Annotated in this window: 21 protein-coding genes; 15 read left to right on the top strand and 6 right to left on the bottom strand. The window is 39.1% G+C overall.

Features of this window, described 5'->3' with window-relative positions:
- Positions 1 to 147: 147 nt before the first annotated feature.
- Positions 148 to 1,041, bottom strand: coding sequence for a T9SS type A sorting domain-containing protein (locus IPJ53_12755; protein MBK7799970.1), 894 nt, complete (start codon positions 1,039 to 1,041; stop codon positions 148 to 150).
- 409 nt (positions 1,042 to 1,450) lie between these two features.
- Here IPJ53_12755 and IPJ53_12750 point away from each other — a divergent pair, with 409 nt between their 5' ends.
- From IPJ53_12750 to IPJ53_12735, 4 genes are read left to right on the top strand one after another with little or no spacing between them, the layout of a single operon-like run.
- Positions 1,451 to 2,329, top strand: a complete 879-nt coding sequence (locus IPJ53_12750) for a RimK family alpha-L-glutamate ligase (protein ID MBK7799969.1) — start codon at positions 1,451 to 1,453, stop codon at positions 2,327 to 2,329.
- A 56-nt stretch (positions 2,330 to 2,385) separates the two neighbouring features.
- Complete coding sequence (locus IPJ53_12745; protein ID MBK7799968.1) at positions 2,386 to 3,279, top strand: succinylglutamate desuccinylase/aspartoacylase family protein; 894 nt, start codon at positions 2,386 to 2,388, stop codon at positions 3,277 to 3,279.
- Positions 3,280 to 3,287: 8 nt separating this feature from the next.
- The gene (dacB, locus tag IPJ53_12740; GenBank protein MBK7799967.1) at positions 3,288 to 4,742 is read left to right on the top strand and encodes a D-alanyl-D-alanine carboxypeptidase/D-alanyl-D-alanine-endopeptidase; all 1,455 of its coding nucleotides are present in this window, start codon (positions 3,288 to 3,290) and stop codon (positions 4,740 to 4,742) included.
- Positions 4,739 to 5,443, top strand: coding sequence for a methyltransferase domain-containing protein (locus IPJ53_12735; protein ID MBK7799966.1), 705 nt, complete (start codon positions 4,739 to 4,741; stop codon positions 5,441 to 5,443). The genes dacB and IPJ53_12735 overlap by 4 nt, the downstream gene beginning before the upstream one ends.
- Before the next feature lie 27 nt (positions 5,444 to 5,470).
- On the opposite strand, the gene IPJ53_12730 is transcribed toward IPJ53_12735, so the two are convergent.
- From IPJ53_12730 to IPJ53_12715, 4 genes are all read right to left on the bottom strand, one after another.
- On the bottom strand, positions 5,471 to 6,037 hold the full coding sequence (locus IPJ53_12730) for a DNA-3-methyladenine glycosylase I (protein ID MBK7799965.1): 567 nt from the start codon (positions 6,035 to 6,037) through the stop codon (positions 5,471 to 5,473).
- A gap of 157 nt (positions 6,038 to 6,194) precedes the next feature.
- Entirely contained in the window at positions 6,195 to 7,805 is a 1,611-nt protein-coding gene (locus tag IPJ53_12725) for a hypothetical protein (GenBank protein ID MBK7799964.1), read from the bottom strand.
- An 8-nt stretch (positions 7,806 to 7,813) separates the two neighbouring features.
- On the bottom strand, positions 7,814 to 8,176 hold the full coding sequence (locus IPJ53_12720; protein ID MBK7799963.1) for a TfoX/Sxy family protein: 363 nt from the start codon (positions 8,174 to 8,176) through the stop codon (positions 7,814 to 7,816).
- Positions 8,177 to 8,303: 127 nt separating this feature from the next.
- Positions 8,304 to 9,404, bottom strand: a complete 1,101-nt coding sequence (locus IPJ53_12715) for a VIT1/CCC1 transporter family protein (GenBank protein ID MBK7799962.1) — start codon at positions 9,402 to 9,404, stop codon at positions 8,304 to 8,306.
- A gap of 569 nt (positions 9,405 to 9,973) precedes the next feature.
- Here IPJ53_12715 and IPJ53_12710 point away from each other — a divergent pair.
- The 11 genes from IPJ53_12710 to IPJ53_12660 all read left to right on the top strand — a co-directional run bounded on the left by IPJ53_12710 (position 9,974) and on the right by IPJ53_12660 (position 20,205).
- Positions 9,974 to 10,774 carry a sulfite exporter TauE/SafE family protein gene (locus IPJ53_12710; GenBank protein MBK7799961.1) on the top strand — a complete coding sequence of 267 codons (801 nt, stop codon included), beginning with the start codon at positions 9,974 to 9,976 and terminating at the stop codon, positions 10,772 to 10,774.
- Positions 10,775 to 10,935: 161 nt separating this feature from the next.
- Complete coding sequence (locus IPJ53_12705) at positions 10,936 to 11,583, top strand: peroxiredoxin (GenBank protein ID MBK7799960.1); 648 nt, start codon at positions 10,936 to 10,938, stop codon at positions 11,581 to 11,583.
- Between the two features lie 77 nt (positions 11,584 to 11,660).
- Positions 11,661 to 13,076, top strand: coding sequence for an MBL fold metallo-hydrolase (locus tag IPJ53_12700; protein MBK7799959.1), 1,416 nt, complete (start codon positions 11,661 to 11,663; stop codon positions 13,074 to 13,076).
- A gap of 81 nt (positions 13,077 to 13,157) precedes the next feature.
- Positions 13,158 to 13,472, top strand: a complete 315-nt coding sequence (locus IPJ53_12695) for a rhodanese-like domain-containing protein (GenBank protein MBK7799958.1) — start codon at positions 13,158 to 13,160, stop codon at positions 13,470 to 13,472.
- Positions 13,473 to 13,657: 185 nt separating this feature from the next.
- Positions 13,658 to 14,491: a universal stress protein gene (locus IPJ53_12690; GenBank protein MBK7799957.1), complete on the top strand. Its 834-nt coding sequence runs from the start codon at positions 13,658 to 13,660 to the stop codon at positions 14,489 to 14,491.
- 10 nt (positions 14,492 to 14,501) lie between these two features.
- Positions 14,502 to 15,062 (top strand): YeeE/YedE family protein, encoded by a 561-nt coding sequence (locus IPJ53_12685; GenBank protein MBK7799956.1) that lies wholly within the window; start codon positions 14,502 to 14,504, stop codon positions 15,060 to 15,062.
- 24 nt (positions 15,063 to 15,086) lie between these two features.
- Positions 15,087 to 15,500, top strand: a complete 414-nt coding sequence (locus IPJ53_12680; protein ID MBK7799955.1) for a YeeE/YedE family protein — start codon at positions 15,087 to 15,089, stop codon at positions 15,498 to 15,500.
- A 21-nt stretch (positions 15,501 to 15,521) separates the two neighbouring features.
- Positions 15,522 to 16,580 (top strand): c-type cytochrome, encoded by a 1,059-nt coding sequence (locus IPJ53_12675; protein ID MBK7799954.1) that lies wholly within the window; start codon positions 15,522 to 15,524, stop codon positions 16,578 to 16,580.
- 1 nt (position 16,581) lies between these two features.
- A complete protein-coding gene (locus tag IPJ53_12670; GenBank protein ID MBK7799953.1) occupies positions 16,582 to 18,276 on the top strand; it encodes a 5'-nucleotidase C-terminal domain-containing protein in 1,695 nt (564 codons plus the stop codon).
- 18 nt (positions 18,277 to 18,294) lie between these two features.
- Positions 18,295 to 18,750, top strand: coding sequence for a DsrE family protein (locus tag IPJ53_12665; protein MBK7799952.1), 456 nt, complete (start codon positions 18,295 to 18,297; stop codon positions 18,748 to 18,750).
- A gap of 21 nt (positions 18,751 to 18,771) precedes the next feature.
- The gene (locus tag IPJ53_12660) at positions 18,772 to 20,205 is read left to right on the top strand and encodes an outer membrane porin, OprD family (protein ID MBK7799951.1); all 1,434 of its coding nucleotides are present in this window, start codon (positions 18,772 to 18,774) and stop codon (positions 20,203 to 20,205) included.
- 129 nt (positions 20,206 to 20,334) lie between these two features.
- On the opposite strand, the gene IPJ53_12655 is transcribed toward IPJ53_12660, so the two are convergent.
- Positions 20,335 to 21,603: an adenylosuccinate synthase gene (locus IPJ53_12655; protein ID MBK7799950.1), complete on the bottom strand. Its 1,269-nt coding sequence runs from the start codon at positions 21,601 to 21,603 to the stop codon at positions 20,335 to 20,337.
- Positions 21,604 to 21,679: the final 76 nt, after the last annotated feature.

Here is a 21,679-nt window from a genome sequence, read left to right as displayed (position 1 = left end):
AGAAAAGTATATCCAGGCTTGATTTTTTCAAACTCAAAATCTACAATGAAAGTGATGGGGTGCAACGAACTTGAGATTCGATGTATTAAATATATCTGAGTTGACTATTGTTGATACCTTGGATTGCACCATTAAAACAATACAGCACTAGATCTTTATAAATTTATACACCACCTCCTTCCCTTTGAATTGAATTTTGATCACATAACTTCCCGTGCTTAAATGGGCCACATTAAAACTACCATTTTCTAACATTCCCTTGTGGATGTTGATGCCTTCGGAATTGAAGATAATGAATGGTTCGTATTTTCCCTCCGGGACATAAATATTGTTTGTTCCGGGATTGGGGTAAAGTGGGTCATTTTCTGTTTCTCTTCCTAAGTCTATATTTTCATTGATCACATCTCCTTTTAGACACCTGCAAGGAATAAACTGATCGCTGTAAAATTGCCTCTCAATCAATACTGAGTTTGTCTGAATTTGAACACCTATCGTTGCAGTTTTTATACCGATTTCATTTATCAATGGAATATAAGTGAATGAACCAAAATTGAAAAAATCTTTATACTTATCCGAATACAAACCGGTTGGAAGCAGACTTAAGCCTGTGGAATTGGTCGCATATTGCCAACTGGTGTCTGCAAGTTTCTTACTGACATAACTGTAATGACCCCAATAAATATCTGAGGTGTCGGCATTCAGATAAATCATCATATCATGAAGTTCTGCAGGTGTAGCAATAAAATATCCCTGAGGACAAGCGCCATGAATTTTTTTTCCTTTTTCATCCCGGCTATAGGCTTTGTAGTGATATAAATATCCATAACGTTTTACCAAACTATCTATTCCGTTGGTTGGCAAATAATACTCTTGCGGAATAGGCACACCATCGCTGTAATATTTTGATCGTATATTTTGTTTTAGCCAGGTTTGTTTCCCGATTACTACTGTGTCATATATATTCCCTTCAAAATCCTTTACCTGAGCATGTGCAAAAACACTTTGTAGGATGATGGTTACCAATATAATTATTTTTTTCATAATTGTATTTTATGGATTGTATTAATTAGGACAAGCGGAAATGTTCAAACTGATGAATCTGCTCCAAATTTAAATCCATCTTGTAAAACCAAAACAATATATAAATCGCAATAGAGTACACATCGATTTTCAAAAACTACATGCAAGACATTAATTAAACGCAGTTTATGCGAATCTTTTCTCCATTTATTCCAAATATAATACAAAATATTTCAAATTCAAGACATTAACATATCTTGGTCGAAGTTCATTAAAAATTGAGATAACAGGCCGCATTTAAAATGCTACAATCCTATGATATCTCAGTTTGAAACTACGGGAACAATGTAATGGTCAACTTAGAAGTTACCAAGCTCCTTAGCATAGGCTCAAACTTTCTTCTATCTTTGATCTCAAAGCCAAGGTTCTCATGAAGATTCTGATATTATCCCGCAACATCAACCTGTACAGCACACAAAGTCTGATGGAGGCCATTAGAAAAAGGGGCCATGAGGTTCAGGTGTACGATCACCTGATGTGCAACATCATTGTTGAAAAAAACAAGCCAAAAGTCATGATTGGCCTTGATGATTTGGGGCATTTTGATGCAGTGATTCCAAGAATAGGGGCTTCTGCAACAGCTTACGGTGCCGCCATTATACGCCAGTTTGAGGCAATGGGCGTATTTGTCACGGTAACTGCCGAGGCATTGCTGAAAGCAAGAGATAAACTGCATTGCATGCAGATTCTAAGTGCAGTGGGTATCGATGTTCCAAAGACTGGAGTTTCGGCCGGGGATTTTTCGGCAGGAGCTGTTTATGACAGAGTATCCAAGGAACGGGCCGTAATCAAACTCTTGTCAAGCACCCAGGGACTTGGCGTGATACTCGCACATTCTAAAAATCAGGGAATCTCCATTGTAGAAGGATTTCATAGGGTGGGGCAGGAAATTTTAATTCAGGAATTCATTCAGGATGCCAAAGGGTCCGACCTAAGGGTTTTTGTGGTGGATGGTGAAGTAGTGGGTGCCATGGTGCGACAGGCCGTACCCGGAGAATTCAGATCCAATATTCACAGAGGAGCCACGGCTACGGTTGCCAAGCTCAGTATGGAAGAGCATGACATGGCCATAGAGGCAACCAAGAGGCTTGGATTGGCCATTGCTGGTGTAGACATCTTAAGATCCGGAAGAGGGCCTCTGATACTGGAGGTGAACGCTTCACCCGGTCTGGAAGGAATTGAGACCACCACACAAAAAGACATTGCAGGAAAAATTGTGGAATACATCGAGCGGCAGGTTAAAAAATAAGGATGATGGATAAGTTGATCATACAGGGACAGGAGTTCGGACCAGGGAGTTATGGCATGATCAGGATCAATGCAGGAAGGTTGCCGTCAGGTAACAGAATCTCTATTTTTGCCTACGTTTTCAGGAGTAAAAATCCGGGACCTGTGGCGCTGTTTATGGGAGGAATGCACGGGGATGAAATCAATGGTTTGGAGATAGTGCGTCGTTCCATTACGGATGGCATGTTTACCAATCTCAAATGCGGCTCGGTGATCTGTATACCGCTTTTAAATATTTTCGGCTTTATAAATTTTTCCAGAGATGTTCCTGATGGTAAAGATGTGAACCGCAGTTTTCCGGGAAGTATGACGGGATCTTTGGCCTCCAGAGTTGCCAGATTGATCACTAAAAAAATACTAAGCCTGGTCGACTTCGGAATAGATTTTCACACAGGCGGAAGAGATCATTGGAATGAACCTCAATTGCGCTTTTCTCCTAAATCACCCGAATCTTATGACCTTGCCCGACAATGTGAATTCCCTTTACTGGTAGAAAAAGCGGTGGTCTCCAAGTCACTCAGAAAGATTGCAAAAGACCTGAAAAAGCCTATCCTGGTATTTGAAGGGGGCGAAGCACTGCGTTTGGAAAATTACATCGTCACAAAGGGTATCCAGGTCATGAGGAATTTATTGATCAAAAAAGGAATGCTCGACGGTGAATTAAAATCATTGGAACACGTGAAGGTTTTTCGGAAAACCATCTGGGAAAGAAGTCCTGAAGGCGGACTGCTTACCTACCGGCGCAAAGCAGGGGAGTTTGTCCGCAAAGATGAACTGATTGCGATTCTTAATGATCCCTTCGGTCAGAAGGAAACCAGAATGTATGCCTCCAGAGATGGGTTCATTCTTGGACACAACAACGCACCAGTGGTGAACATGGGCGATGGAATGTTTCATTTGGCTTACGACTGATCACATTCATGAGAAGTTTAATTTTTATTTTCATATTATTAATTGGAGGTCAACGGAATGTCTTGCAGGGGCAGAGGCACAAAATTCAACAGACCATCAATAAATTTGTCAAAGCAGAATTGCTCTCTTCTTCCAGTATGGGAATAGCCATCACGGATCTCCGCAATGGTAAAATGATCGCTTCCTACGACCCCAATCGTAGTCTCATTCCGGCCTCTTCCATGAAAATACTCACCTGCGCTGCGACCATGAAAACTGCCGGAAAACAGTTCAGTTTTGTAACGCCCGTTTATTTAGCGCGCAAGGATTTTGAAAATGGAGTATTGCATGGTGACCTGATTATTCAGGGAATGGGAGATCCAAGTTTCGGCTCTTATTGGCTGGAAAATAATCTTTCATTTGAGCAATTTGCGGACAGTGTATTTTATCTGTTAAGAGGTTTGGGAATTACTGAACTGAATGGACAAATAAAAGTGAACAATGATTACATTAAAGACATCCCGGAAAATCCTGAATGGCTGTGGTATGATTTGGGAAATTATTATGGCGCAGGTTGTTTTGGATTTAATTTTCTGGAAAACACTGCACAGATAAGTATTGAAGAACCGAAAACTCCCAATCAGGTTTGTGAAATTGTCAAAGTAGTTCCGGAAGCACTTGAAGAACAATTTTGTTCCAATGTGCAAGCCACAAAGGAGGTTGTTGCCAAGGATTTATTTGTGCTGGGTTCTACTCAGGCTGATCATTATGAAGTTTTTGGAAAAATAAAATGCTGTGGCAATGGCCAGGTTGTTTTGAAAGCGGCCATCAAAAATCCTGCAGAAACTTTTGCAGCCATGCTTGCAGCAGGACTTAAAAAACGTGGCCTTTTGGTAACTGGAAGTTATCAACTAAAACCTTATAAATCCATCGAATTACTGTGGAATTACAAATCCCAGAATTTGGAAAAACTCATAAAGAGAACATTGGATAAAAGTGTAAATCTTTACGCAGAAAGCTTCTTGCATCTGTTGGGAAATCTGCTGAACGGCACAACAGTGAGAGCGGATGCTTTAAAATCTATGCAAAAATATTGGACAGATCAGGGAATGGATGACGAGGGTGTTAAATTTTTTGATGGAAGTGGTCTTTCTCCTAAAAATAAAATGACTGCAAAGGCAATGTCAAAGGTTTTATACAACATTCATAAGGACAGTAGCCTACGGGATTTTCATCTTTCCCTTCAGGACGTTACCAAAGCAGGAATCCTTTCAGCTCGATTAAGTAATGTCTCTGCGCTGACGGATCGGTACCGGTTAAAAAGCGGAAGTATGGAAGGGGTGCGTTGTTTTGCAGGATACATCCTGGAAAATGGTAAACCAAAATACGCGCTGGTATTGATGATCAACAGCTATTCTTGTTCATCTACTGAAATCAGAAATAAAATTGCAGATTTTCTGATACATTTGTCCTCCGTTATATGAAGTCGAGTCAACATAATTTTAATATTTTAAATGGTTGCACGATCATTTTGGTTTTGCTACTGATGCCAGCCTGTCAACTAAAGGAAAAAACGGATGCAGTTGCAGTCAGAAATGAAACTTCAGTCGATTCTTCAAATTCTTCAGAACAGGAAAAATTAGAATCACAGGATCGCACCATCTGGCAAAAACCTTACGACATAATTGGATTGCTCGGTCCATTGGAGGATAAAGTAATTGCAGACATTGGAGCAGGCAGCGGGTATTTTTCATTTAGATTTATTCACCAGGCAAAAAAGGTAATTGCCATTGATATCGAGAAAGAATTAATCGACATGATGAATGCTGAAAAAACATATTACAAACCTGAAATTCAGGAACGTTTTGAAGCAAGACTTGCTACGCCCATGGATCCAAAATTAAATAAAGGCGAAGTGGACATCGTGTTTTTATCAAACACCTACAGCTATATCAAACAAAGGTCTACCTATCTCCGCAATTTGAAGGATAAGTTTAAACCCGGCGGGCGCATTATGATAGTAGATTTTAAAAAGAAAATGACGCCGATGGGACCTGATTTGGAACATCGTCTGGCACAAGGAGATGTCGAACGAGAATTGATTGAGGCCGGTTATGAACTGATCAGTTCAGATGACAACAAGCTGCAATATCAATACATCATCATGGCCAGTCCTAAAAATTAACCCTGAATTCTAATATCTATTTTGGGATTAAGCTTTTCCCTTCACAAGCATCCAGGCAGGCCCTGCCTTTTTGATTTTATGAAATGTTGGACAGGATTTAATGTGTGCTCCGGGTAAATAACCTGTACTGAGTAAAAACTCGTTGACGATTTCGCCACCGGTAAATTTAAATTGCTTTTTGAATATTTTTACCCACTCATCTTTTGTTTTCGGATGATGTTGATCCAACCAATTTTTAAAAGATCCGAATGATTTTTGCAGGGCAATTATTTCCCGTGCATTGTGTATGGCAGCAGCAATTTTTAATTTGTTGCGTATAATGCCGGGATCTTCAAGCAGGCGGTTGATGTCCTTATCCTGATATGCTGCTATTTTACGAATGTTGAAATCGTGATAGGCTCTTCTGAAATTATTTTGTTTGTTTAAAATGGTGGTCCAACTTAAACCTGCCTGATTGATTTCCAGGAGCAACCGTCCAAACAACTCATCATCTTCGTGAATCGGATATCCGTATGCCTGATCGTGATAAACTCTGTGCAGACTTTCCGGTTCCATATTCGCAACTGCTTCGCAATATGAGGTGGGCTTGTCCATTTTATTGATTAAAAATTATTAATTAAGTTTTGGGCTTTAAAGACATATTTACTTACAAAGATAATTATTTTCAAGATCTATCATTTCGTGTATAAATTTAGTAAAAGTTGAATTTTGTTAAAAAAAATATTGTTTTGGTTTATGTTTTCCAAAAAAATCATTTTTCAATTTTCGACAACCATTCAATCATGTTTTGTTGATATTGATATAAATCTTTGGTTTTATGTGAGATCATGTTTTTTATCAATTCAATATTTTCCTTCACTGGAAAGTGAACGGCACGACACATCAAAGCCATTTCTGTTAAAACAGTAGGGTGTTTTATTTTACCTAAAATATTTTCATCCATGATCGCCTGCAACCAATTGACGCATTCAATTTCAGCCTTTCTTCGGTCTCCTCCAAAATCTTTATGAATCATGGTGGTGATTCTGGTTTTGAAATTATTTCCGGATATTACTTTTTCTTTTCTGAGACTGAGGCGGACATTGCATTGAGTAAATTGTTTTAATGTTTGGGGTTTTGTTCGATACGCTCTGTCTGCTTTTATTTTATCAGCTTCTCGTTCTGCCAGTCTATACAAGGGGCGTTGTACCGGTCTGAATCCCATCCGGTAATAAAACCAAAATGCACCTGACTCAATGCCTTCCGGATTGTCCTTGCCATATTGGTAGGGTTCTACTTCAAAATGACTGATGTCAAAAACCTGGTGATAAACACGCAGCAATTGATTAAAGAAGAAAGCGGATTCTCCTCCTCTGAACCATTCAAATATGTTCACACCAATCAACGCATGTTTTCCAAAAATCCAGGCTCCACCATAAGCGGCAGGATATCCATTCTTGTAAAGGGTGTAACCAATGTAGGATTCAGGATACAATTGTTTTTCTGTCTTCATCGTAAACAGCGCAATGGCCGTTCCCCGCTCCAGTGAAAAATATCGGATACTTCGCATATCCATATAGCTTACCGGTTCGGTTTCTCTCTGGAGTAAGGCAAGTTTGATTCTGGAACTTTTTAAGATCTCCTGTTTTTCACTAACCGATAATTTTCTTTCAGCTGGTAATGGAATTTTTATCCAGGTTTCTGTTTCTATTTTTTTTATCCAGTTTTTCTGAAAGTAAGTTTTTTCAAAATTAATTTTGTTGTAAGTTCTCGAATTCTTTAAATCCAGTGCCCATTTGATTACAAACTTTTGTCGCTCAAATAATAAATCCCTTAACGCAGTCTGATGGTCAAGCTTTGAAAATTGTCCCAGCAAAAAATTAAGTTGATGTGCTGGATTTATTTTTAATGATGATAAAAGTTGAGCATTATTTAATTCCTGAACTACAATGTCTCGTTCATAAGCCGGTAAAGTAAGCCACATTGCATCATTCAGCGTATCCGCATCCTCCGGGTAATTATCAAGGGTAACTGTCAATTTATTTTCCAGGAGCCATTGGATCAGTTCATATGAAAAATAGGAATAAATAGAGCTGTATGGCAATCCACTGTTGTCAAATTGATCTTCATATTTTTTGGCATTGCGCTTGCACCAATTACTGATTTTTTTCAATTCTTGCGCAGTCCGCGATTTTATCTTTTGGTTTGCGGGGTGAGCAAGAATAAAAAGCAGGGCATCGTGAAGTTCAAGAATATTTTCAGCATTGAGTTTAAGTGTGTTTAATCTAGCCGAAAAGTTTGACTCAATATTTTTCGAATCACGAATAGAATCAATGTACGCTTGTTTTAAATGCAGTACATCTTGCAGAATTCTTGATTTCATTTGAAGAATTAATTTTTTTTCTTTAATTTGGAATTAGATTTTTTGGATGCCTTGGCTTTGCTGTTAAAATCAATTGCCAGCGATATCCAATATTCAAATTCTTTTTTTGATCTCATCGCATTTTCTGAAACCAAAATATAACCTTTCATTGGACGCTTGTTGAAATCCATCATGCGGCATCCTTCCTTCTCTACCAAATCTTCTTGTAAATCAGGATCTATCCGACACATCAGTTCATCTTTAATGATACCCACGCACATCTTGCCATTGTACATAAAGGTCAATCCGCCCATCATCTCTTTTTCTTCCACATTTTCCAGATCCTTAAAGGCAATTCTGATTCGTTGCGCCAGGTTTTCATTATAAGCCATGTTATTTAATTTTTGACATCTAAATTTTACAGGAAGTCTTTTTCTGACTGCTTAATGTATTGTGGCACTTCGTTAATTTTTGAATTGCATATTTAGAATGTATTTATTAAACGCATGAAAATAATTTTTAACCTGCTATACTTACTCCAATCAACCTTCCGATCCCAAAAGTAATGGCAGCGGCAATCAATCCAAAAAGTACCTGCCTGAATCCGGAAAACCAAATACTCTTCCCGGTAAACAGTGTGATGACCGCACCAATTAGAAAAAGTCCAATGGCACTTAATCCTGTACTAATGGCCACGGCTTCCATGCCCCCTGTAAAGAAGAATGGAATGACAGGGATAATGGCACCAATGGCAAAAAGAATAAATGAAGTGACAGCCGCTTCCATTGCGGAGCCTTTGAGTTCATCGACATTTATTCCCAGTTCTTCTTTAATTAATATCTCATGCGATTTTTCCTGATCGCTCATGACTTCTTTCGCCATGCTCCTGGCTTGTTCTTCCGGGATTCCTTTCGAACGATAAATCAAGGCCAGTTCTCTTTCTTCACCTTCCGGATTGGTTTCCAGTTCATCCAGTTCCAGTTGAATTTGATTTTCCGAAAGTTCCTGCGAACTCTTTACAGAAATCCATTCACCCAATGCCATCGAAAGCGCTCCGGCCAAAAGTCCGGCCATTCCGGCAAGAAGCACTTCATCTTTTCCACTGGTGGCGCCGGCAATTCCCATAATTAAACTAAAATTAGAAACCAAACCATCGTTGCCACCCAACACGGCGGCACGGAGTGCATTGCCGCCCACGGAACGGTGCCTTTTTTCAAATCTGGCCAAACTTGAACCAGACACATCAGGTGAATTTTCAAGAATATTTTTTAGTATGGAGACATGCGCTGTGTCTGAAATGGATTGGGCCGTTTGGGTTTGATTTCTTGCTTTAATTATAGAGCCGGATATATTTTTCTCTGTATCGAGCAAAATGCCGAGCACAAAATCATTCCCCATAATTTTTGCCAGGAAGGTTAGAAATTTTGCCCTGCCTGAAGGCTTTGGCATTAAGCTAAGATCCAGCTTGCTTTTACTCATAAATGCTTTAGCATGGCTGGTTTCAATTTCACTCATTTCGTGAAATATTTTTGCCACGTTCGGGTCTTCCTCCCTATCTGCAATGAATTTATAAAGGAAGCCTGCATCTACCTCAGTTTGGATGTTTTTAAGATTGATCATTTGATGATGTTTCCGGCAAGATAAAGTGCTTATTCATCAGTTTTGTTTTTTTTTAAGCATTTCCCGGGCAATCTCTTGAAATACAATACCCGGAAACTGAATAATTGCATTTTATCACTTTCAAAGGTGGTGGAATTAATTTAACCCATATTATGTATTAGGGTTTCGTTATGAAAGGCAAAAGACCAAAAAAGACAAGTGCTCCCATGAATGAACGATCTTTGATTACCATCAAAGTAATGAACGACAGTTCATTAAGTGAATGAACATCGAAAGATGGTGGGTTGGTTTTGACAAGCCATAGTGGATTCTATGGTGAAGGAAAAAAATCGAGGAAGTGCTTGTATTTGAAGGTATTTTGACTTGGAATAGAAATTCTAATGCATAGTATGGGTTTAACAACCAGGTATTCATGTGTGCGAGAATCATGTTAATTTGCAAACAGTTATGCTTTAAAAGACTTTGTTAAACTATAAAACTGCTTTAACCCGATTATTTGGAAAGTGTAACCAAAGTTGCTTAGTTTTAAGGTTTATGGATAGACCTTTGCGTAAATTAAAATCATTCGAATGGAAATAATAGGTTATTTGTCTTCAATCATTATAGGGGTCTCTCTTGGTTTGATCGGTGGAGGAGGAAGCATACTTACAGTCCCGGTGTTGGTTTACCTCTTTGGTATAGAACCGGTTATGGCAACGGCGTATTCACTTTTTATTGTGGGTCTTACCAGTGCGGTAGGATCAGTCGATTACCTTAAAAAAGGACTGGTAAATATCAAGACAGCCATCATTTTTGGAATTCCCTCTATCATTGCTGTTTTTGCTACCAGGGCATTCATCGTGCCGGCAATTCCTGCAGAAATTATAAGTTTGGGGGGATTCGTGGTGACCAAAAGTATTTTTATGCTGATCCTATTTGCGCTGCTTATGATCGCAGCATCCTACAGCATGATTAAAAAAAACAAGCCAAAATCTGCTGAGGCTGAGGGACCACAGAAATTCAATTACCCCTTGATTTTAATCGAAGGTGCTGTGGTGGGCGTTCTGACAGGACTGGTAGGTGCCGGTGGAGGTTTTCTCATCATTCCGGCCCTGGTGATATTGAGCAAACTTCCTATGAAAGAAGCTGTAGGAACTTCCCTGGCCATTATTGCTGCTAAATCCCTCATAGGATTTTTAGGCGAAGGCACCGAAACCCACATGGATTGGAAATTATTGCTGACTGTTTCTGCCTTTGCGATTGGCGGAATATTTATTGGAACGGCCTTGTCAAAGAAAATAGATGGTGCTAAATTGAAACCTGCTTTCGGTTGGTTTGTTTTGGTAATGGGCTTGTACATTATTTTGAAGGAGACCGTCTTCGCGGGCTAGGATCACGGATGGCACTTCATACTTGATTTGCAGGTCTGTGCAACAAATGGGTGGTAGTGTTACGTAAGTTTTTTCAATCAGGAGGACTGAATGTAACTTAAGTAACCAATTCGTATTTTAAAGTGCATGAAATTTGCACCATCATCAAAAAAACAATTGTCATGGAAAATAATTTGAATACAGTAATGCCCAGGATCGGAGATCAGGCTCCGGATTTTAATGCTTTGACTACTATTGGAGAATTGAAATTCTCAGACTATAATAAATCGAGTTGGGTAATTCTATTTTCGCATCCCGCAGATTTTACTCCGGTATGCACAACGGAGATGAGTGGCTTTGCAACGGAAGGGGATTTTTGGAAAAATCATCAAACCAAAATTTTAGGATTGAGTATTGACAGTATTCATGCCCACATTGCCTGGGTCAATGCAGTGAAAGAAAAAACAGGCGTGCTTTTTAACTTTCCGATCATTGCAGACCTCGACATGAAAGTGGCGAAGTTGTATGGAATGTTGCAACCGGGAGAGAGTGAGACAGCAGCGGTAAGAGCAGTTTTTTTTATTGATCCAACCGGTAAGATTCGCCTCATCATGTATTACCCCTTGAACATTGGCAGGAATATGGCAGAAATTAAAAGAGTGTTGCTTGCCTTACAGACTTCAGACGAACACAAAGTAGCCATGCCGCTCAATTGGATGCCCGGCGATAAGGTCATAGTGCCCGCTCCAAAGACACTGGAGGCCCTGGAGGAACGCAAGAATTCCAATTTGGAAATGGTGGATTGGTATCTTGCTAAGAAATCATTGTAATCTAGAATTGTAACTCATGTTACCATTAAAATAAAATTATCATCAGAAATTTGCATAAACTTTAAAAAATTGAATTTATGAATATTGAACAGATTTATACCGGTTGTTTGGCTCAAGGGGCCTATTACATTACCTCAGAAGGGGAGGCGGCGATAATTGATCCATTGAGAGAGATACAGCCTTATTTGGACCGCTTGGCAAAAGACAATGTGAAATTGAAGTACATTTTTGAAACTCATTTTCATGCAGACTTTGTATCAGGTCATGTGGATTTAAGTAAAAAAACGGCTGCTCCAATCGTCTATGGTCCTAATGCCGCATGTGAGTTTGAATGTATATCCGCCAAAGATGAGCAGATCTTTGAAGTGGGAAAAGTAAAAATAAAAGTTTTGCACACACCCGGACATACCATGGAGAGTACGACTTTTCTGTTAATAGATGAGCATGGAAAAGATCATGCTATTTTTTCAGGCGATACTTTATTCCTTGGAGATGTTGGAAGACCGGATCTCGCTCAGAAAGCAGCCAATATGACGCAGGACCAACTTGCAGGATTGTTGTACGATAGTTTGTATTCCAAGATCATGCCTTTGTCTGATGATCTGATCGTGTATCCTGCACATGGAGCAGGAAGTGCTTGCGGAAAAAATATGATGAAGGAGACCGTTGATACTTTGGGCAATCAGAAGAAGGTAAATTACGCCTTGAATCAACCAAACAAAGAGGCTTTTATTAAAGCTGTTACTGAAGGTCTTTTACCGCCCCCTGCTTACTTTGGTTCGAATGTAGCCATGAATAAAAAAGGATACCGCAATGTAGAAGAGGTAATAAACAGTGGAATGACTGCATTGTTACCGGCTGAATTTGAAACGGTTGCTGAAGCCTCCGGCGCAGTCATTTTAGATACAAGGGACAGTGCCATATTTTGGAAAGGTTTTATTCCGCAATCCATTAATATTGGATTGAATGGGGACTTCGCTCCATGGGTAGGGGCATTGATGGTAGACGTGGCCCAACCTATCTTATTGGTTACAGAACTTGGAAAAGAAGAGGAGACGGTAATCCGATTGAGTCGTGTAGGTTTTGACAATGTGATCGGGCACCTTAAAGGTGGTTTCGAAGCATGGTCCGCAGCAGGCTTGGAAACAGACACAGTAAATAGAATCAGTGCCGAGGAATTTGCCAAAAAGTTTAATAAGGAAACATCCTTAGTTTTTGACATCCGAAGAGAAAGTGAATATGCCGCAGAACATGTGGATGAAGCTTACAATAAGCCATTGGCATACATCAATGAATGGGTGAAAGACATCAAACCAAATGAACATTTCTTCATGCATTGTGCCGGTGGATACAGAAGCATGATTGCTTCCAGCATTCTTCAGGCAAGAGGTTACAGGAATTTTACCGAAGTGGAAGGCGGCTTCAAGGCAATAGCGGAGACTGCTGTGCCAAGGACTGATTTTGTTTGCCAGTCAAAAGTGATGCAATCTTAATGGGTATTGATTCAGCCAACTTAACAATCAATTAAATTTAAGAATAATTTTATTTTCAATCAATCTTTTAAAAATATAGAAATGAGCTTTTTAAGTAGTCTGTTTGGGACCAGCACGGGTAATTCAAATTTAACAAAACTAATTGAAGAGGGTGCTTTTTTGGTGGACGTTAGATCCCCTCAGGAATTTGAGTCCGGAAGCGTTAAAGGTGCCGTTAATATTCCGGTGGATTTTATTTTAAAAAACATCTCAAAATTCAAAGATAAAAAACACATCATCGTTTTTTGTCGCAGTGGAAACAGATCCGGAATGGCAAAATCTGTCCTTGAACAAAATGGTATCAAAAACGTCACGAATGGCGGAACATGGCAGGATGTTGCAGCGTGTGTGAAATAAAAAACACAAAGCTAACAAAGCAAAATGATGTTTTGGATCTGATGATTCAGTAATAAAGTAGGATTTATTTTAAAAGTTAAATCTTAAATGATAGCAGAATTCTGGATCAATCAGAAGCATTTGTGTAGAGGTTTGTTTATTTTTACAAAGTTGTTGTTCAAATTACAAAAGTGCATTAATTAATTATGGATAAAATCAAAGTACTCATTCCGACGGATTTTTCTATTCAATCGGATTATGCCTACATCATGGTATCAAAACTTAATGAGCACATCGATGTGGAGGTTCATTTCCTGCATGTGCTCAATGTTCCGGATACGGTTACATTAAGTTCTACAGGCATCATCGAGACATGCGGAGAAATTGATGTCAATTATGTGCGCGCACAAAAAGAGATTGCCGATCGCAAACTTTCGCAATTGGTTGAAGTGTACGGAACTCATGTAAACACAGCTTTGGTTTTTGGAAGAACAACCGATTCAATTGTTGAGTTTGCTGAAAAGAATAATTTCGAGTTGATTGTGATGGGAACTAAAGGAGCCTGGGGGTTAAAGGAGAAAATTTCGGGAAGTGAGACACAGATGATTGCAAGGAAATCTAAGATCCCTTTACTCTCTCTTATGTGTGACCGGTCTGAATTGGAAATTAAGAACTTATTGATGGTTCATAATTATCTCGAAGAAGTTAAAATTCGATTCGACCTTTTTAGAAAATTTGTCAAGGCCTTTAATCCAAAAATTCATCTGTTGCAAATGACTGATACAACAGATAAAGATCGGATTTCCAAAATCCATGAAGCAATGGATTCTTTTGCCACCGTCAATGAATTGTCGGACTATGAGAAACATGTTATTCAGGATAAAGATGTGGAGAATGGGGTGGTTCATTTTAATCAAATGAACAACATGGATTTAATCTGTATCGGGACACATGCCAAAGGTGGACTATTCCACAGCAGTGCAACGGAAAAACTCATCAACCATATGTACAAGCCAATTATTTCATTTCATCTGAATTAATATTTATAAAATGATAGAACTAATCAAGCAGCCATGGTCGTGGTGGATTTCAGGATTTATGATTTCGTCCATCATGTTTCTCTTGCTCTATTTTGGGAAATCATTTGGATTTTCTTCCAACCTTAGAACGATTTGTGCCGCAGCAGGAGGTGGAAAATTTGTTAAATTTTTCGACTTCAACTGGAAGACTCAAATGTGGAATATGACTTTTTTAGTGGGGGCAATATTAGGTGGATTTCTCACATCAAATTTTCTTTCTTCTCCTGAACCTGTACAAATTTCAGAGCAGACGATTAAGGATCTTGGTGAGCTTGGATTTCAACCGCCTGCTTCGCTCCAGCCTGATGAATTGTTCAGTATGCACAATGCTTTTTCACTAAAAGGATTTCTGATTCTTGCCATCGGTGGATTGATGGTTGGTTTTGGTTCACGTTATGCAGGAGGGTGTACGTCCGGCCATGCCATTAGCGGGATTTCAGATTTGCAGATTCCATCCATCATTGCGGTTGTTGGTTTTTTTGCCGGCGGGTTGTTGATGACCTATCTGATTTTTCCATTGATATTTTCATAATTTTATTGAACCATATAAAAGAGTATGAAGCTGCTAAAATTTTTGATTGTCGGAATGATATTTGGCGTTGTGATGTCTAAGTCTGAAGCCATGTCCTGGTATCGGATTCAGGAAATGTTCAGGTTTCAGGCATTTCACATGTATGGTATTATAGGAACTGCTGTAACACTTGGAGTTATAGGGGTGTGGTTGATAAAAAAATATGCCATCAGGGATTTCGATGGCAATCCCATCATTTTTTCTCCTAAAGAAAAGTCTGTCTGGCGATACCTTTTGGGTGGTACCATTTTTGGATTGGGATGGGCACTCAGCGGTGCCTGCCCCGGGCCAATGGTCGTTAACATCGGATATGGATACTATTCACTGGCGATTGTTTTCTTTTTTGCAATAGTGGGTACCTACCTATATGGTATAGTAAAAGACAAACTACCACATTAATCCCAACTTAAATATTAGGTAATGAGCTCTGAGGCGCACAATAACATTTGGAGAGGTCTTCTCTTGTTCTTTCTCGTTGTGGTGGGTTTAATAGTGACCTGGGTATTTTTGCTGGTAGTCCTTCCAAAATTTTATCATCAGGAAGACTCAAAAAATGAGCATGAAAATTTTGGAATGAAAAGTATCGCAGTGGAGCGCATAAAAATTATCCCAAAAATTAAAAAGCCATATTGGAAACCGGTCGAGATTTCTTTAATTGAAGATTCATTGCTCAGAAATAAAGTTGAATATGGTAAAGAACTTATTGCGCATACTTCTAAATTTCTGGGCCCAAATGGAAGCGTTGCTCAAATAAGCAACGGAATGAATTGTCAAAATTGTCATTTGAATACAGGCACCACAATATTTGGCAATAATTACGGTTCAGTAGCTTCCACGTATCCAAAGTTCAGAGCGAGAAGTGGTTCCGTAGAAGACATTTATAAACGTGTGAATGATTGTTTTGAACGCAGCCTTAATGGAAAATCATTGGACACCAACAGCCATGAAATGCAAGCCATAAAGGCATATATTGAATACATTGGTTCCAATGTTGCCAAAGGAGAAAAGTCAGAAGGTTCCGGTTTAATGGATATGAAAATTTTAGACAGAGCAGCAGATCCTGAAAAGGGAAAATTGGTCTACGTTGCCAAATGTCAAAGCTGTCATCAGGTGAATGGGGAAGGTACTCTGTCTGCAAATAATTTAGAATATACGTATCCGCCTCTTTGGGGAAAACTCAGTTACAACGATGGAGCAGGTTTGTACCGTGTAAGTAATTTTGCAAAGTATGTTAAAAGCAACATGCCCTTAGGTGCCACCTATGAGAATCCATTGCTCAGTGATGAAGAAGCTTGGGATGTAGCTGCATTTATCAATACACAATCAAGGCCTCATAAGAGTGCACCAAAGGATTGGCCTGATATTTCTAAAAAACCCATTGACCATCCCTTCGGATCTTATGCCGATGGATTTTCAGAAAAGCAACACAAGTTTGGACCGTATAAACCGATTCAGGAATTTTACGAAAAAAGAAAATAACATGACTCAGAAAAGGAGAGATTTTATTAAACAGATGGGCATTCTTGGAGCATCTACCGGATTGGTAGGCGCTGTTCCAATTTCTAATGTCATTCATCCTGTTGGGGAAGAAGATATTCCCGATGATCTTGCATCTGACAAGCCATTTGTATTAAACATACTTCAGACCACGGATGTCCATTGTCAGCTACATCCTCATGATGAACTTTTCTGGGAAAACAATCAGTCAGTTTTTAGAAAGACGGGTGGATATGCTTATCTGGCCAGTTATTTTAAAAATGAAAGATCCCACAATCCAAATACTTTTATTTTGGATACCGGGGATATGTTTCAGGGAAGTGAATTGTCTGTAAAAACCACCGGAGAATCATTGGTTCCAATTTTAAATGCTTTGAATTATGATCTTTACATACCGGGCAACTGGGAAGTAATTTATTATAAAAAAGCCATGCAGAAACTTCTTGGCGCACTGAATGCACCGAAGATATGCACAAATATGTTTCACGATCTGGGAGAGGGAAAAAAAGGAGAACTTATTTTTCAACCTTACCACATCTGGAATGTGGCAGGAGTAAAAATTGGTTTTATTGCTTATACAGATCCATTAGTTCCTATTAGGCAATCTCCAAACTACAGCAAAGGAATTATTTATGCACATCCGGAATTTAATTTACCATATTATGTAGACCTGCTTCGCAATCAGGAGCAATGTACTTATGTCATTCTGCTTTCACATTTGGGACTCTCCCAACAGCTTAATCTTTCCAATCAGGAAATATGCGAAGGCGTGGATTATATTTTAGGAGGGGATACCCATGAAAGGGTCAGAAAACCCATCGTTGGAAAATATGCTAAAGTGGTTGAGCCTGGGGCTTTCGGATCTTTCGTTGGAAAATTGCAATTGACCATTCAAAATGGTAAAGTCGTTAAAGATGATTATCAATTGGTGGAAATCAATACAAAAAAAATTAAGCCAAATAAAGTTGTTCAAAAAATCATTGATGAAAAAGAACAACCTTTCAAAAAGGACATCACACAGGTCGTAGGCTACAGTACCATTCCTTTATATCGTTATTTCGTGATTGAGAACACAATCGATACTTTAATACTGGATGCTTTGCGTTGGAGAATGCCGGAAATGGATGTCGTATTGTCCAATGGATTTAGATTTTGTCCACCAAGAGTAAGTCCAGACCACACTGGAAATATTCCCATCACCAATGGATATATTTACGATATGTTACCAGTTGACAGTACTGTCAGACAGGCAGAAGTAACAGGCAAACAAATCAGTGAATGGTTGGAAAAGGAATTAAACAATGTCTTTGCAAAAAATGCTTCTGAACGATTTGGAGGTTGGGTCATAAAATTTCATGGCATGAAAGTCAGCTTTAATGCTTTTGGGGAAAAGGGTAAGCGGGTGCAGGAAGTGTTAATTAACAACAGGGCTTTAGAAGCTGACAGAATTTATAAAATTTGCGCCTGTGAACGCGATGGCGATCCGGAGGATATGTTGTGTCGGATTAAAGGCGTAAAAAATCCAAAAAATACTCCTTATACACTTCATACAATGCTCAGAGATTATTTAAAAGTAAGCTCGCCGGTAACACCCACACCTCACAACAATGCAGTGGCACTGGATGCACCAAAGACCTTGCTTACACAAGTGTGGGGAGTAGATTATGAATTTAAATAATTATTAAAAAATAATAAAATGAGAAGTTTTAAAATTTTACTTTCAATATTATTGATATCGGGAATTTCGTTCAATGCAAAAGCACAAGAAAGCAATATACCTTCCGAAACAATCAGCATCGAAGCGAAATCATTCAGAGTGATTTTTCAATTGGTCAGCGGGGACACACTCGCACACAAGGCATTGATGCGCCAGTTAAACAATCTGTTGACAGTAGATCCAAAAATAAAAATTGAAGTAGTCTGTCATGGACCGGGTTTAGATCTCCTGCACAAGGATAAAAGTATGTTTGCAAGTGGAATACAAGAAATGATCAGAAGAGGAATAGCTTTTGATGCATGTGAATTTTCTATGAAAGAACGCAAGGTGAATAATGAACAACTGTTGTCGGGGATTGCTACCGTCCCTGCAGGAATTTACCACATTGTAAAACGACAATCCGAAGGTTGGTACTACATCAAAGCTGGTTTTTAAAATTTGATCTACAATTTTTTTATGAATTTCATCCGGTTTACACTCATAGTGTCCCTATTGGTTATTTTTTGTTTTTCAAATATTCAGGCACAGCATCAGGACTTACAGGAGAAACCAGGAATCTGGAAAAGCTCCGAATTGGAATCTCCGGATACTAACAACCTGTTGAGCGCTTTTCGTCGTGGAAAATTTAATGGACACTTCCGTTATTTTTTTATGGCGACAGATAATGAATCCGGATTGACGGACTATTTTGCAAATGCAGGTGGTGGAGGGTTGCGTTACGAAACAGCCAAGTTTAAGGGATTTCAATTTGGTGTCAGCGGTTTCTATATTTTTAATCTTGGTTCAAGCGATCTAACAAAAAAAGACAGTGCAACCAACCAACTCAGTCGTTATGAATTGGGTTTGTTTGACATTCAGAATCCGGAAAACAAAAATGACATCAACCGGTTGGAGGAATTTTATTTGAAATATCATTTCAGAAAATCTTATCTACAGTTTGGAAAATTTCTTTTAAATTCTCCATTGATCAACCTGCAGGATGGAAGAATGAGACCATCAGTAGTTGAAGGAATTTGGACAGAATTATTTCCCGGCAAATTGTTAAAAATCGAAGGAGGGTTTCTCTATAATTTCTCTCCTCGGTCAACCACTAAGTGGTATTCCGGGGTCAAATCAATTGGTTTGTACCCATCCGGTGTGCAGCCGGGTGGTATGCAGAGCAACTACTATAATAATTTAAACAGCAATGGCACTGGTGTTGTAGGGATAAGCTACAACAGAAATGCTCGATTCAAAATTTCTATTTGGAATTACACGATAGATAACATACTGAACTCGGCATTGCTGCAAAGTGATTTTACAATTTTTAAAGAAAAAAAATCAACCTTTTCTGGCGGGATTCAGCTAATCAGGCAAGACGCCATTCAAAATGGAGGAAACACAGATCCATTAAAAACCTATATTCAAAAGGGTAGTAAATCGATGGTGTTCAGCGGAAGAATTGTATTTAAAAATTCCTTTCTGGAGACCTCCCTGAATTATACAAGAATCACCAGTCACGGCCGATATCTTTTCCCGAGAGAATGGGGTAGGGACCCATTTTATACATTCATGCCCAGAGAAAGAAATGAAGGCTATGGTGATGTGCATGCCTCCGTTGCTAAAATTAATTATTTTTCGAAGTCAAAACGTTTTACTACTGGTTTAGCAATTGGTTATTTTGAATTGCCGGATGTAAAAGATTTTAAGCTTAATAAATACGGTATGCCTTCTTATTTTCAATTGAACGCAGAGGTCCGTTATGTGTTCAGTGGTAAGCTACAGGGCTTTGAGTTGTACGCACTTTTTGTATCAAAAATCAAAAATGGAACGACGTATGACAACCCAAGATATACCATTAATAAAGTGGAGATGAACTTGTATAATTTGGTAATGAATTATCGATTTTAAAAACCTTTTATATTAAAAAGTTTAATAGGATTTACCAATTAATGCAAAGTGACTTTTGAGGGTTAAAATTCTTTTTAACGAACTTCAATCGGATTATTTAGGTATTGAAAATTTATATGGCAACACCAATTAATCCCTCACGATCAACTCTTCTCTTCCCGGTCCTGTTGATAGATATTTTACACCCAGATTGCAAAGCTTTTCGATTTGCTGTACATAATAGATTAGAGATTTTGGCAGTGAATCAAAGTTGTTGTCATGCTTCAACGCAGTTTCCCATCCCTTGAAACTATTGGTATGGGTGGAAGTCACTGAATTCAAGTCAAATGGAATCTCTTGCGTCAAATCATTACCTACCTGGTATCCATCTACCAGAGAAATTTCTTCAAAATTATTCAGCACATCAATTTTAGTAATGCACAAATCGGTAACTCCATTCACCATGATGGCATATTTGAGTTGCACTAAATCCAACCACCCGCAACGTCGCGGCCGTCCCGTTGTGGAGCCGAATTCTTTTCCTTCCTGCCTCAGCCTTTCACCGGTAGCATCCAATAATTCTGAAGGGAACGGCCCTGAGCCTACCCGTGTGCAATAGGCTTTGGCAATGCCAATGACTTTACGAATTTGATTGGGAGGCACTCCCAGCCCGGTACAAACGCCGGCAGTAATGGTATTAGAAGATGTTACAAAAGGATAAGTGCCAAAGTCCACATCCAGCATGGTGCCCTGGGCCCCCTCTGCCAGCAGGTTCTTACCCTTGGCAAGCATTTCTGCCAGCCAGTATTCTGCATTTACTTTTCTTAATTTTCTAAGATTGTCAAGGCTGTTCATCCATGCTTCTTCATCTGCTTCAATGTTAAATTCCACTTCCGGAAACTGCCTGATGAATTGAAGGTGTTTTTGTTTGAGTACCTGATATTTATGATCAAAACCTGCCTGCTCAATGTCTCCAACCCTCAATCCATTACGACCGGTCTTGTCCATGTAACAGGGACCGATGCCTCTCAACGTAGAACCTATTTTTTCTTTTCCCTTGGAAGTCTCCGAGGCAAGATCAATCCATCGGTGACTGGGAAGGATCAAATGCGCCTTGTGTGAGACCAGCAGCCTTTCATGAAGATCCGGCACCGCATGTTTGATTTGGTCAATCTCTTTCACCAAGGTAGTGGGATCTATCACCACACCATTGCCAATTACATTTTGAACATTGGTTCTAAAAATTCCTGAAGGGATGGTATGCAAAACATACTTGGTCCCATTAATGTAAAGGGTATGACCTGCATTTGGACCACCCTGAAATCGACACACCACCTCATATTGATCGGCTAGGAAATCTACAATCTTTCCTTTCCCTTCATCTCCCCATTGCAATCCAAGTATAACATCAACTGGCATCGTTAAAAGCTTTGATAAGGCGCGAAGTTAGGCAAATCCTCAGAAAAGCCACGGTAATTGAAAACTGCAATGCCCA

Source organism: Candidatus Vicinibacter affinis, assembly GCA_016714365.1.
In the GTDB taxonomy this organism is placed as follows: domain Bacteria; phylum Bacteroidota; class Bacteroidia; order Chitinophagales; family Saprospiraceae; genus Vicinibacter; species Vicinibacter affinis.
Note: the sequence above shows the minus strand (reverse complement) of the source record. Positions and strands in the feature narration are given on the sequence as shown.